General features: G+C 39.6%; 10 protein-coding genes. 4 read left to right on the top strand and 6 right to left on the bottom strand.

The annotated features are described in order from the left end of the window. Positions 1–27 precede the first annotated feature (27 nt). From NIZ91_05385 to NIZ91_05400, 4 genes are all read right to left on the bottom strand, one after another. On the bottom strand, positions 28–1,281 hold the full coding sequence (locus tag NIZ91_05385) for an NlpC/P60 family protein (protein ID USY56090.1): 1,254 nt from the start codon (positions 1,279–1,281) through the stop codon (positions 28–30). Between the two features lie 428 nt (positions 1,282–1,709). Beyond that, entirely contained in the window at positions 1,710–3,422 is a 1,713-nt protein-coding gene (locus NIZ91_05390) for a methyl-accepting chemotaxis protein (GenBank protein ID USY56091.1), read from the bottom strand. 135 nt (positions 3,423–3,557) lie between these two features. After that, positions 3,558–5,270, bottom strand: a complete 1,713-nt coding sequence (locus NIZ91_05395) for a methyl-accepting chemotaxis protein (protein ID USY56092.1) — start codon at positions 5,268–5,270, stop codon at positions 3,558–3,560. A 260-nt stretch (positions 5,271–5,530) separates the two neighbouring features. Then, entirely contained in the window at positions 5,531–6,385 is an 855-nt protein-coding gene (locus NIZ91_05400; protein USY56093.1) for a TetR/AcrR family transcriptional regulator, read from the bottom strand. 207 nt (positions 6,386–6,592) lie between these two features. Here NIZ91_05400 and NIZ91_05405 point away from each other — a divergent pair, with 207 nt between their 5' ends. Together NIZ91_05405 and NIZ91_05410 are read left to right on the top strand one after the other, a co-directional pair. Then, on the top strand, positions 6,593–9,685 hold the full coding sequence (locus NIZ91_05405) for an efflux RND transporter permease subunit (protein ID USY56094.1): 3,093 nt from the start codon (positions 6,593–6,595) through the stop codon (positions 9,683–9,685). A 161-nt stretch (positions 9,686–9,846) separates the two neighbouring features. After that, positions 9,847–10,545 carry a hypothetical protein gene (locus NIZ91_05410; protein ID USY56095.1) on the top strand — a complete coding sequence of 233 codons (699 nt, stop codon included), beginning with the start codon at positions 9,847–9,849 and terminating at the stop codon, positions 10,543–10,545. 57 nt (positions 10,546–10,602) lie between these two features. Here the strand turns inward: NIZ91_05410 and NIZ91_05415 are convergent, their stop codons facing one another. Together NIZ91_05415 and NIZ91_05420 are read right to left on the bottom strand one after the other, a co-directional pair. Continuing rightward, the gene (locus NIZ91_05415) at positions 10,603–11,313 is read right to left on the bottom strand and encodes a DUF4261 domain-containing protein (protein USY56096.1); all 711 of its coding nucleotides are present in this window, start codon (positions 11,311–11,313) and stop codon (positions 10,603–10,605) included. Positions 11,314–11,355: 42 nt separating this feature from the next. Next, the gene (locus tag NIZ91_05420) at positions 11,356–12,507 is read right to left on the bottom strand and encodes a hypothetical protein (protein USY56097.1); all 1,152 of its coding nucleotides are present in this window, start codon (positions 12,505–12,507) and stop codon (positions 11,356–11,358) included. Between the two features lie 227 nt (positions 12,508–12,734). Here NIZ91_05420 and NIZ91_05425 point away from each other — a divergent pair, with 227 nt between their 5' ends. Both NIZ91_05425 and NIZ91_05430 read left to right on the top strand, forming a co-directional pair. Continuing rightward, complete coding sequence (locus NIZ91_05425; protein USY56098.1) at positions 12,735–13,331, top strand: hypothetical protein; 597 nt, start codon at positions 12,735–12,737, stop codon at positions 13,329–13,331. A gap of 40 nt (positions 13,332–13,371) precedes the next feature. After that, entirely contained in the window at positions 13,372–13,701 is a 330-nt protein-coding gene (locus tag NIZ91_05430; protein USY56099.1) for a hypothetical protein, read from the top strand. Positions 13,702–14,194: the final 493 nt, after the last annotated feature.

The following is a 14,194-nucleotide window of genomic DNA, read 5'->3' on the forward strand; positions in this document are numbered from 1 at the left end:
GAATTATTCAAATTTCTAGAAGAACTTTTAACTTTCTCGGATACGCTTTGCTCCGTAGTATTTAGGTGCCCAATAGCTATCTGCCTTGATGTTCGTCACGGTTACGCCTTTTGAGGGTGTGACGTGAACAACGTAGTCATTGCCGATATAAATAGCTGGATTTAAAGTGGATGCTTTAAAAAATACGATGTCACCAGGTTGAAGGTTTTCTTTCTCAACTGGTGTCCCTACGTTCCATTGGCTTGCTCCGTAGCGAGGCAAGTCCACGTTTAACGCTTCTTTATACACATACTGTACAAATCCACCTGTATCAAATCCATCAGGAGTTGTCCCGCCGCTTAAGTAAGGCACTTCTCCGATATATTTTGTAGCGATGGATACAACGGGCCCTTCTTTCGGTAGGGATAATCCTTCAAAACGTCGAACTCCCGCAAATTTAGACGTCCAGTAGCTGTTTGAAACGTAGTCAATTGCGACATTTTCACTGCGCTTAGCGTGAATAAACTGATTGCCTCCAATGTAAATTCCAACGTGTGAGATACCTTCGCGGTACGTATCTTGAAAGAAAATAACGTCTCCAACTTGCATATCTTCTTTAGGAATTTCAGTTCCTATCTTCCACTGCTGGTCAGTTGAGCGTGGCAGGTAAACACCTTTAGCTTGCTCAAACACATACTGAACAAAGCTTGAACAGTCCACACCTTCTTCAATAGAGTCACTGCCAAATACATAAGGTGTTCCGATGAGCTTAAGAGCCTCTGCAACGAGCGGATCTTCTTTAGCAATTTCAGGTGAAGACGTAATTCGTTTTGCGGTCACGAACTTCGGTGACCAAAACGAACTATTTGTGAAATCTTGCTGAATTACGCTTCCTTTAGAAGGGGAAGGGTAAATCATCTCACCATTTCCTACATAAATTCCTACGCTTGTTATGCTTCCATTTTCTTGTGAGCTAAAAAATACTAAGTCACCAGGCTTAATTTCTTCACGAGAAATGGTTTCGCCAAGCTTTGATTGTTCTAGTAATGTACGTGGAAGCTTAACATTAATCGCTTGCTTCCAAACATACTGTACGAGTCCTGAACTATCAAACCCTTCTTCAAGCGATTCGCCTCCTGTTGCATGAGGCGCACCCAGCATTTCTTTTGCTTTTTGTGTAAGTAGAGCTGATGCTGTCTCAGTAGCTTCTACATGTTCGGGTGATGATGAAAGGGAAGAAAGCGGTGTAGTTAAAAGGCCAGCGCTAAGTGTTGCAACTAATAAAGGCTTATAGGGTTTCATTTTGATTCTCTCCTTATCATTCTAAATATCTATATTTCTTATCGGAAGAGAATCGAAAAGGATAATAGACTTATATAAAATGGTTTGTAAAATAAGATAAAAGAACTAGTAAACTGGAAAATAAAAAGAAGGTGAGACATAACAAAATAAATTCCCAAAAAGGCGAACACTCTCGTTTCTCCTTCTCTTTACGGTGTCAGAACCAGTTTGTTCCATTAGGTTACGGCCACTCGCTTTCCTAAGGAAGGAACCTGAACTTCCTCGCTGAACTGCTTGATCTCAGTTTGCCCTCTTTATTCCGCTGGAGTCGAGTGTCCTGCGCGCCATTTCATTCTATTTCCAAAGGTTTTTTTCAATCAACAAAAAACCTGAACTCTCAACTGTTCAGGTTGATCATTGGCTGGATTGCTTATGTCCGAGCTTTTTTGCTAGACTTTGAATCGTTGAATTGATTCTTGAAGTTCTTGTGCAAGGCTTGCTAAAGCGGTGGAAGAAGAAGTGATTTCTTCCATTGAAGCGAGCTGCTCTTCGGTTGCTGCAGCTGCATTTTGCGTACTGCTTGCTGCTTCTTCAGCAACGCCGTTTACTTCGAATATAGCTTGTGTCACCTGGGCAGTACCGATCGATAGTTGTTCGACTGTTGCGGTCACTTCTTTAATTTGAGCTGCTAAGCTGGTTACGGTCTTGTTAATCGTGGCAAACGATGTACCGGCTTTTGTCGTCACGTCCATACCTTCTTTTACTTCTTCTAAAGCGGAGTCAATGGATTCGGTTGTTTGCTGTGTTTCACGCTGGATAAGCGTAATAAGCGATGAAATTTGCTCAGCGGACTGAGCAGATTGTTCTGCTAACTTACGTACCTCAGCGGCAACAACTGCAAATCCTTTCCCATGCTCACCGGCACGAGCAGCTTCAATTGCTGCATTTAACGCCAGAAGATTTGTCTGACCAGCAATATTTGTAATTACTTCGTTGATACGCTCAATTTCGTTTGAGCGCTCAGCTAAGCTTTGAAAAACAGTTGATAAACTAATAACCGTATCGTTAATTGAGTTCATTTGTGTATTAACCGTTTGAATGACTGTACTGCCTTCTGCAGATAGATCTGAGGCTTCTTTAGCTGTTGCAGCTGCTTTGTCTATATGATCATATACAACGCTTGAGGACATTGCCATATTCTCAATAACTTGCAGTGACTGTTCAACAGAGCTTGCTTGTTGCGTTGCACCATCCGCTAATTCTTGCATCACGCTTGAAATGTGCTGACTTGCTGCTGTGCTTTGCTGAGCGCTGGCGCTAAGCTGCTGAGAAGAGGCTGCTACCTGTTCAGACGTCATATTGGTAGTGTGAATGACGCGTTGAGTATTTTGAATCAAATCTGTGAATGCATTTGTCAGAACACCAATTTCATCTTTTGATTTGTAAGTGCTTTCGACAGTAAAGTCGCCGTCCGCTGCTTGTAACGCTAATGTACGCAATTCACGAATGGGCTGTGCAATTAAACGAGCGATAAAGGTACCGATAGTCATTAACAGAAGGAGAGACACACCTAACACAATCACTGTTAAATTGGTTGCTTCCTTAGCATCTTGTTGATTTTGTTTATAGATAACTTCAGCTTGCTGTGTGTTTAATTCTTGAAGCGTTGCTAAATAGCGGTTGGCAAAACTACGAACAGGGGCTACTTCGCTTGTATATAATTCATATGCTTCATCATTTTTATTTGCAGTGGCGAGCTCAATTGCCTGATTGCGTAATTCACGCAGTTCATTAAGCTTTTCTTCATATGATGCTAATGCTTTTTTTTGTTCTGGTAACATCTTAATCTTTTTAAGCTTTTCTACGTTCTTATCTTGCGTGCGAAGGATGCTAGTAATCTGAGCATTTAGTTCTCCGTTACGCCTTGGTTCCTTTGTAACCATCATTTCTAAAACAAACGTATCAAGAGCACGGTTATTGGTCTGGATTTGTTGAACAAGACTATTTGGAATTAATTGTTCCGAATACATAATTTCAGACCCACGAGCAGTAAATTGGGTGGACAAGTAGCCAATTGTTCCAACAATGATGAGAGAAATAGAGGCTATGGTAAGTAAAATGAAAAATTTCAATGAAAGCTTTAAATTACGAAGAATATTCATCCTTTTTCTCCTTTAGAAAATAAAATTAAATGCATAGTGTAGCTACTATATATATCGGACTATTTGCCTGAGAATTTATAGTCATAAAACATTGTCTGGATAAATAAAAAAACCATCCGCAAAAGCGGGTGGCCGTTATACTTTGAAATGCCGAATGGATTCCTGGAGTTCTCCAGCTAGCTCTGCAAGAGAGTTAGCTGAATCCGTAATCTCTTCCATTGAAGCGAGTTGTTGTTGTGTGGCGGCGGATGCATTTTGCGTGCTACCAGCCGCTTGTTCCGATACGGCTTTCACCTGAATGATAGAGTTTGTTACTGCTGTGGTTCCGTTTGATACTTCTTCAATACTCGCCGTTACTTCTTGAATTTGAGCTGCTAAGTCCATAATTGCATCATTGATTGTGGTAAACGATGTACCTGCTTCAGTTGCAATACTCATTCCTTCTTTTACTTCGTTTGATACCGATTCAATTGATTCGGTTGTTTCAGATGTTTCACGCTGAATAAGTGAAATGAGAGATGAGATTTGTTCAGCAGAATGAGCAGATTGTTCTGCTAATTTTCGGACTTCTGAAGCGACAACTGCAAATCCTTTTCCATGCTCACCCGCACGAGCTGCTTCAATAGCTGCATTTAAAGCAAGCAAATTGGTTTGGCTTGCAATGGTTGTAATTACTTCGTTAATGCGTTCAATTTGCTCTGAGCGTTCTGCTAAACTTTTGAATACGGAATTCAAACCGTTTACCTTTTCATTAATAGACATCATCTGTTCGCTTACTTTTGTGATAGCTGAGCGTCCTTGCAGCGACATAGAAGCCGTCTTTTCTACAGTGCCCACAGCATTTGTCACGTGAGAGTGAACCGTATTGGTTGATGAAATCATATCATTAATAACTTGATTTCCATGTTCAATGTTGCCAACTTGTGAAGCTGCACCGCTTGCAAGTTCTTGCATGAGTGTTGAAATATGCTCGCTGGCGCTTGTACTTTGCTGTGAGCTTGCACTTAATTCTTCAGCGGAAGCTGCCACTTGTTCAGCGGTTGTATTTACTTTCCCAATTACTGCACGCGTATTGTCCATCATTTGATTCACGGCGTTTGTGAGAATACCAATCTCATCTTTTGCTCGATATGTGCTTTTATGAGTGAAATCACCATCTGCCGCTAGTAAGGCAGTATCTTTTAAAGCGTGAATCGGTTTGGTAATAAACAGAGTAATGGCGACACCTACAGAAATTAATAGAATAATAGTTCCAATAGATACAAATAAAAGTAGTTGACTCGTGGATTGAAGATCTTGTTCATTTTGGTCATGAATCACTTTTGCTTGCGTCGCATTTAGATTTTGTAATGTCTCTAATTCTTTGTTTGTTACACTGCGAAGTGGAGAAACCTGAGAGAGAAATAAATTATAGGCTTCCTCATTGCGGTTTTGAATCGCGAAATTAATAGCTTCACTGCGTGCATTGCGAAGCTGTACCATATTGTCTTGTACCGTTTGAAGCTTCTTTTTTTGTTCAGGTGGAAGTTTAGTGTTAGATAACAGATTCAGAGTATTTTCCTGATTTTGTAATGTTCTTTTAATTTGATCATTGAGCTCTCTTTTTCGCGTACCTACAGTAGTCATCATCAGCTCAATTGTATAAGAATCCAATGCACGATTATCAGTACGGATTTCATTGATGTACTGATTTGGAATAAGCTGCTCGCTATACATAATTTCCCCGCCGCGGGCTGTTTTCGCTAAGCTATCATATCCAATGTACCCTACAATACCCAATGCTAGAGCTGCTATTACAATTAACGTTGTTAGCTTCATGGACGTTCTCATATTGTGTAGCCAGTTCATTGTCTTTCCTCTTCTCTTATTTAGTTTTAATTCAGTATATTTACTATATCGGTAGAGAAAGAGAAGTGTTTAAAAAGCGATTGAAAAATGTCATATTCTTTGCGAGTAGACTAACCACGAAGCGAAGATAGAGGAGAAACAGATTATTTAATGGGTTCTAAAGATAAATAGAAGAAACCTACAGTAGTGAATAAGGAATACCTATAAAAAAAGAGTAAAGTCCCTTACCTGTGTAAAGGTAGGGGACTGGCTGCTTAGATTTATTGTTTATTTGCATAATAGCCTAAAATGACGTTTCGATAATGATGAAGGCTAGGGTAATCATCAAAGTTTGAAAGCATTCCTTGAATGACGGGAATTCGCGGCTTTTCTTTCGTTACTTCTTCTTTAATGACTTGAAGCGTTATGAACAGCTCTTCTTCATCTAGCTTTTGAATTTCTTCTTCTAAATTGGCTACAATCTTTTCAAGGTTTGTTTCATTATCAAAAAGGAAGCGAGATAATAGTTCGTTTGCTTTGTCATTCGTGAGTAGGGGGGTATCGTTATGAATATCCTTTACGATGCTATCCATCCTGCTTAGAATGAAATTTGCGAGCTTAGTTAAATCTACGTCTTGATTCGACAGCAAGATGACGCGCATATATGAATGAATCATTCCATCAATTAAAAAGGTTAAGTCCCACGAGTAGTCTTCTATATTAGCACCATAAATATCTAACATGCTTTGACGATAATAGCGGTGTGCTTCTATTTGCTTTTCCAAAAGTAATTTCTTAACCGTTTCATTTCGCGGTATAGCTTGCTCTTTTGCAAGCATAATAAAAAATTCTCGGTGATTAATAAAGTGAGAAAACCATGCAGCCTGCTGGTGAATAAACTTTTCGCGAGGGCTCTGGTTGGTCGCTGTTTGCTTATCGAATGCTTCGCTAATTATCGCAAATTGGTGCTGTAAGATTGCTAATAATAAATCATCTTTGGATTTGAAATGTAAGTAAAATGATCCTTTTGAAATACCGCTTTCTGTTGCGATCTCTTGAACAGAGGTTGCTGAAAATCCTTTAGTTGCAAATAACTTCATTCCAGCTTCAATAATTTGTGTATCTTTCTCATTCATGAAAGAACCCTCCTTAAACACTTAGTTTTCCCGGATTTTAAGAGACCAAAACCTCTTAATTCGTCATGGATAATTTTTCATTCCTTATCAAAATAGTTGACAGATAATCACTAGGACAATTATAGTTGATTTTGTGCTGACTGACCAGTCAGTTTAAAAAATTATACCGAATGCATAACACTTAAGCAAAAAGGAAGGTGCTATTTATTGAAGGGGTTAGTTAATTTCGTTTTAAAGAATAAGTTAGCCGTATGGTTGTTAACGATTATTGTCACCGTATCAGGTATTTATGCTGGAACGAGAATGAAAATGGAAAGCATACCTGATATTTCTGTTCCTTACTTAATCGTAATGGACGTGTATCCAGGAGCGACGGCAGAACAGGTCATGGAAGACATATCAAGACCGATGGAACAGAACATCGAAGGCTTGGAAGATGTGAAGGCTGTTTACTCAAACTCATCTGCAAACGTATCTCAGGTTCAAATCGAATATGAGTACGGGGTGGATATGGATGAGAAAAAGCGTGAGCTAGAAGCAGCTCTTGATAACGTCACGCTGCCGGAAGATGCGGAAGAGCCATCTGTTATGGCGATCAGCATGAACATGATGCCGGTTGTTGCGTTATCAATTAGCAGCGATAAGGAAGACATTGTTGATTTATCTTCAACAGTACAAGATACAGTTCTTCCTAAAATTGAAAACATTGACGGTGTAGCGGGCGCAACGCTCACAGGTCAACACATTGAAGAAGTAAACCTTGTCTACAATCAAGAGAAAATGAAAGAGCTTGGCTTAACAGAAGATAAAGTCAAAGAAATGGTTCAAGCAAGCGACATGTCACTATCACTCGGCTTAAAAGAATTTGAAACAGGGAAAGAAGCTGTTTCACTCGATGGTGATATCATAACGATTGAAGACTTAAAAGAAGTGTTAATCCCAGTTACACCAACTTCTCAAAATCAAAGTCCGTTTGTGAAACTAGGGGATATTGCAACCATTGAAACAGTTGGTAAAGTACCATCTATCTCGCGTACAAATGGAAAAGATGCGATTTCAATTCAAATTACGAAAACGCAGGAAGCAAATACCGTAGAAGTCGTTAATGCGGTGAAAGATTTAATTAAAGATCAAGAAAAAGAGATTGACGGTTTAGCGATTGATGTAACGCTAGATCAAGGTGAACCGATTGAAGAATCCGTATTTACGATGGTAGAGAAAGCACTATTCGGTGGTTTATTCGCAGTTATCATCATCCTGCTGTTCTTGCGCAGCATCAAATCTACGATTATCTCAATTATCTCAATTCCAGTTTCAATCTTTATGGCACTACTGCTGCTAAACTGGCTTGATATTACATTAAACATTATGACGCTAGGAGCTATCACGGTAGCCATTGGTCGTGTTATTGACGACTCTATTGTTGTAGTGGAAAACATTTATCGACGCATGAATCTGTCCGATGAAAAACTTCGCGGCCGGGCGTTAATCCGTGAAGCAACGATTGAAATGTTTAAACCAATTCTTTCGTCTACGCTTGTAACGATTGCTGTATTCGCACCGCTTATGTTTGTTGGCGGTATGGTTGGTGAATTATTTAGACCGTTTGCTTTAACAATGGCATTCGCATTAGGCGCATCCCTACTCGTTGCCATTACAATTGTACCTGCGCTATCTCACTTCTTATTCCGTAAGAACTTATCAGGTGAAAAAGAAGTAAAAGCGCATAAAGAAGGCGGGAAGCTAGCAAACTGGTATAAAGGTTTCCTAGGTAAAGTTTTAAATCATAAGATCATTGCATCTCTAGTCGCGGTTGTTCTGCTTGCAGGATCACTTGCTTTAACACCGCTCATTGGTTTTAGTTTCTTAGGATCAGAAGAAGAAAAAGTAGTGTACTTAACGTATACGCCAGCAGCTGGTGAGCTCAAAGAAGAAACGCTCAAAAACGTTGAAAAAGTTGAAGAGCATTTCATGAAGCGTGATGATTTAGAAACAATTCAGTTCTCAATTAATGACGAAACAAGCACAGACGCATCAGCAGTCATGATGGGGGGCGGAAGCGGAGCGTTAATGTACTTATTCTTTGACGAAGATGTGAAGAACTTTGCTGACGTAAAAGAAGAAGTCCTTGACTACGCAACAAACCTTGACCAGTCAGGTGAATGGAAATCACAAGACTTTGGTATGGGCGGCATGTCGTCTGATGAAGTAAGCTATACGCTATACGGTAAGAACTTAGACGATTTAAATAAAGCAGCTTCAGACGTTGAAAAAGCATTAAAAGACGTAAATGAATTAGAAAACGTCAAGTCTGATTTTGAAAATCCATATGTTGAACACATGATGAAAGTGAATCAACAAGAGCTTCTACAATATGGATTAACAACGGCACAAATTGCAGGAGCACTGTCGGCCCAAAACGCTGGTGACGTGCTGACAACCGTTAACAAAGACGGAGAAGAAGTGAACGTTACGGTTCAAAGCGATGCAAAAAAAGAGCCAAAATCAATGGATGAATTATTGGAGACACAAGTTCCAACGGCTCAAGGAACCCCAATGCCTCTATCTGAAATTGTGGAGGTAGAAGAAGGAACAACCTATACGACGCTTGCTCGTAATAAAGGGGAATTCTATACAACAATTTCGGGTAAAGTTGTCGGTGACGACGTATCAAAAGCAACAGCTGAAGCCGATAAAAAGATTGACGATATCGATTTACCAAGCGGTGTAAAAGTAGACGTTGCGGGAGTAGCGGCGGATATGCAGGAATCCTTTACGCAGCTGGGCGTAGCGATGCTGGCAGCGATTCTGATCGTTTACTTTATCCTTGTGGTAACGTTTGGTGAAGGTTTAGCACCATTTGCAATCTTGTTTTCATTACCGTTTGCGGTTATCGGTTCGTTTGTTGGACTGTGGATTGCAGGTGAAACCATTTCCGTATCCGTTATGATGGGACTACTGATGTTAATTGGTATCGTGGTAACTAACGCCATTGTGCTTGTAGACCGCATTATTGAAATGGAACGCGCGGGCATGTCTATTCGTGACGCGATTCTTGAAGCAGGGTCAACACGACTGCGTCCAATTCTAATGACGGCAATCGCAACGATTGGCGCGATGGCTCCAATGGTATTTGGTGCAGGTGGAGCGGGTCTAATTTCAAAAGGCTTAGCCATCACGGTAATCGGTGGTTTAACATCCTCAACGCTGTTAACGCTAGTCATTGTACCAATTGTATATGAAGCATTATCAAAGCTATTGAAGAAAAACCGTCGAGCAGCTGAAGAAGAAGCAATGTAATAGAAAGCGTCCCTGTCCGAGGGGCGCTTTTTTGTTGGAACGTTAACTCAAAAACTACTATCTTTCTAGTAATTCAGATTGTATAATTTTCCCTTAAGAAGAGGGTCGTTTGTTTATTTGACTATCTCTAAAGCCGGTAGCAAGAAGCGGAGCGTGACTACATGGAACCAATCGAAACAAAGCTTTTAAACAGTGGTCGTTTAAATGAGTATCCTCTGTTTAAGAAGTTTTGTATGTTAAAAGAAAAAGGCCTGAGAAGAGAGAGCTTCAAAGAGCTTACTTTGTTCATTGAGGAAGCAAACCAGTGGAATGATGAAGATCAAATGGACTTTGCGTTGTGGCTGTTTACTTTGCTGGAAGACTCAGATGACGTTCACTTCGTACTCGTACATCCTTTAGAAGAACATCTTTTAAAGCCCATTCTCTCCAAATGGATAGAGCATTTTCCTAGTGACTCAAGACCGTATAGGTGGCACGGGTTATTTCTTCAGAGCGAAGAAAGTAGAGGGCATTTACAGAAAGCATGGGAACTTGGTGGAAGTAGTGAACAGCTGTGCTTAGTGAAATTAATCGACTTCAACATCGACTCGCTTTGGGATTCTACTCACCACCTATCAGAAGATCTATACCTTGGAGATGTACAAGAAGATACTAACACAATTATGGAAACGTATGAGCTAAATGCTAGTGTTCAAGACCTACAAGTTAAACAGAATGTGAAGCTTGAACTGCAGCACTATAAAGAGTTACTAAAGAATTGGACTGCTTTTACGAAGGAACGAAAAGAAGGGTTTGTCCAGTGGTGCGAAGAAAAAGGAAAAAACGATCCAGGAGTAAAAGCGTATTATTACGAACAATAGTTAAACATTACATTGTGAATAACAAAAAATGGAGGTGTACCGAACACCTCCATTTTTTTATTCTGCTACTAATTCAACTAGACCAAACGGATTAAAGAAAAGGTCGTCTTCTTCATATCGAAAATCCTCTAGACACTGAATGCGGTAGAGGGCGGAACCTTCTTCAACGCTAAACGTTTGCCCGCTCTTAAACGCTGGCTTTTCTATCAAACTATATAAATTAAAGTTATTGAGAAGGTCAGCTGCCTCTTCAGGCGGAAGAACAGAAGAAGTGATGACATCCGGGCATCCAAAGGCTTTCATCCCACATGAAAAGTAGCTTTCCTCATTGCCAACTAACATGACGAAATGGGAGTATATAGGGAAATATTCTTGGTTACGAGCGAGTTCTTTCCATTCTTCTTTTGTATGTATAGTTCCGGATGTTTCAATTTTAACAGCTAAACCACCGGCTTTTACTAATCCTGCACCTACGTCTACAACATTTTTAAGTTCTTCAAAGTCACTCACCGTAGCAATTACGTAAACGGTAAATGTATGATTAGTTATTTGCTTCATTAGCTGATCATCGTTTACATACGAAAATGCTTCTACTAGCTGTGGATCATGTTCATATACTTCCACTTGGAAGCCAACGTTCTTTTTCGCACAATGAATAATATCACCAGCTAGTAAGTAGCCATCGCTTTTAGAAGCAACAGCTTGTATTAACTCCGTTCGATTTTTCCACGTTCCGGGAACGCCAAGAATGACCTGTATCTCAGTCATAACAACACTTCCTTATCCATTCGTAATAGCGTTCTAAAAAAGCTAAGCAGAAAAATCTCCTTTTTTCTTTCGCTTTCTAACAACGCGGAACAATCCAATTCCACTCAGCAAGACACCGAGGGCAATCAACACGTCGTAAACCGTCTTTTCTTGCTTTTCTTGTCCAAGCTGATAGTATTCTTTGTACGCTGTCACCGCCGCTTTGTTTTTCTTATAGGCAGCAGGGACATCCATTTTGGTGCCTAACTTCCAGCCGTCTTGGTACGCTTGTTTTTTGAACTTGGCAGCTTTTTTATTAGAAACGAAGCCTTGTTGGTAGACTTCTAGAAGCTGAACGTTCGATTCATACACTTTTGGTGCTTTGTACTTTTCATTCAGAAAAGCAGCATTAAACCCTTCCATCTTCACATCTTCTAAGCGTTTCTTTTCACCTTTATTGTAGCCTTTTGTAAATGCTTCAGTGGCTGCAGGCGTAAGTCCATCAGGAACAGTGAGCGGCTCCATGCTGTATCCAAGCTTGTATCCTTCTTTTTCATACTGGACATTTTCAGCCGCTTCTTTTTCGCTCATGGCTTTTTGAAACCCTTCTTCAAATGCTTTTTGCGTCATAGGATCTTCGGCATACAGTTCTGGTACTGACATCGCTTCATCCTGTAAGCCTTGCTGGTAGCCTTCTTCTCTTGCTTTGACGGAAAGATTCATCGTTTCAATCGCTTTTTCATAGCCAAACGTGAAGCCTTCGTTCCAGTCAGCCGACTTGCTTTTCATAGTAGGAGGCGTATAAGCGACTGTCGCGTTCTCATAGTCTTGGATTCCAACTTCGTATCCTATTTTTTCACCAGCGCTATAGTCAGCTTCTTTTTCAGCTTTTTCTTCGTCTGTTTTGCTTCGCTTTCCGCTTTCAAAGCCAACCGAATAGCCTAGCATGAACCACTGGGCAGCTTCTGAGGGGTAAGCTGCAAGCTGGTTATTCCCGTCAAGGCTTATGTATTTTTCACCGCTATACCCGTCGCTTTCTCCCAGCGCATAGCCATCATCATATACACGTTCATACAGTACGTCCAAGTCCTCTTCAGGAGCGGTGTTTTCATTTGGCTCAACGGCAGTTGTAGCCAGCACCTTGGTCGGTATAAACGTATTTGTGGACAATAATCCGAACATTGACAAGCTCAGTATAAGCACCTTTTTTTTCATGTCTTCACCTTTTATGTGAGTTTATAGTTTGATTGTTTTGTTTCATTAAATGAGCATGGAGATAAATTTACAACTTACTAGAAAAAATGTGTTTAATTTCAATAAATATTACAGTAATATTACAATTGTAATGAAAAAAATGGTGTTTGTCATCAACTAAAAGATGTGAATTTTCAAACTTAAATAATAAAAAATCACCAAAATCTATCATTCGTCTAGGAGGCTCTATGTTAAAAAATCTATTTAAGCGAAATATTACAGCAGCGGAATTTTGGTCTTGGTTTGAAAAAAATCGTGAAGCATATTTTGAGCTGGATGAAAACAGCTACGAAATATTGTTTAATAAGCTAGGCGTACAGCTGTCAAAGTATCATAAAGAAGTAACGTTTGAGTTCGGTGTCGAGTTAAAAGAAGGAAAAAGAGAGTTTATCATCAGTGCAGACGGTATGCTTCCTGCGTTCCCAGCCGTACAGCAGCTTGTAGAAGCAGCTCCTTCACTTGATCAATTCGAAATCGTTGCATTCAGGCAGAGGGAATCCAGTGAACAAGAGGTGTGTTTTGAAGATGTAATTCTTGAAACAAAAGACGTCTTCTTTACGTCTGAACACAACTCAGAACTAGATTGTTTAGATATTGTGATGTATATCAAAGGCTACAGGGAAGAGGACGATAACTTTATCGGTGCTGCCTTCATTATGCTTGATAGCTTAATCGGTGAGTTTGATGTCGGAACAAAACTTGGAGATATCCAGTTTGAAGCTTACGAAGGACAGAATGATGTGAAGCCAATTTTGGAATTGGTTACGTTAGTTGACGACATGTAGATAAATAGGTTTCATTTTGTAGTGAATAAGGGGGCATAACATGGTGGGGAAATTAAAAAGCAGTAAACCAACTGTAGAGTGGAAAAAGCGAATGGAAGAAGACGAGCTATTCACGGTAGAGAATATTCAAGCGACAGACGAAGTCCTAGACCTTTATTTAAACCAATTAAAAGATGCTAAAGGTGTAGAACAAGACATCTTACGCTGCGTGAAAGAAGTAGTGCTAAGCTTAAATGATTTAAATGAAGAGTTTGATTATTTCATTGAGACGATAGAAAGAGAAGAGTTGTATGAGTTTATTACTGAAGCGGCTAATTTAGCTGGTTTAGAAACAGAAGAAGATATAACTGAAGAGTGGAGAGAATGGTAACAAAATAACTTTCATTCAAGCAGCTTAAAAATCTAAAGACGTGAAATTTTTAGGCTGTTTTTTGAATTGTTTTTAAACCGCTAATACAAATCCTCCAACCGAAGCCGTTAGGTTAAACTTTGTTTTGGTTAAATACGCTAATGATATATAGCCGAAAGCTATTATTGAGGTAACGCCCGATAGGACTATAAGTAATCTCTTCTTCAAAAAGGCTTGAGTAATGCTCAAGTACCCCCTTCTGTCCATAACTACCATTCAATGATTTTATGTAAATAAACCCATTGTCGTTATTATTACATAACAATATAGTAGCCGAAATAAGTACTGCCAAGCAAACTTTCTCCCTTTAGCATAAGTTCTTAATCATTCACCTCTTGATAACCCACTTGGAGTCTTCATTCTTTTACTATTTGATTCTTTTGTACTATAATTCTCTTTGACTCAATTATTGCAACAACCATTTTTTGTATGTTCCACTAAACTAATTTAGTGT

It is taken from the genome of Bacillus sp. 1780r2a1 (genome assembly GCA_024134725.1).
GTDB classification, from domain to species: domain Bacteria; phylum Bacillota; class Bacilli; order Bacillales; family Bacillaceae_H; genus Priestia; species Priestia aryabhattai_A.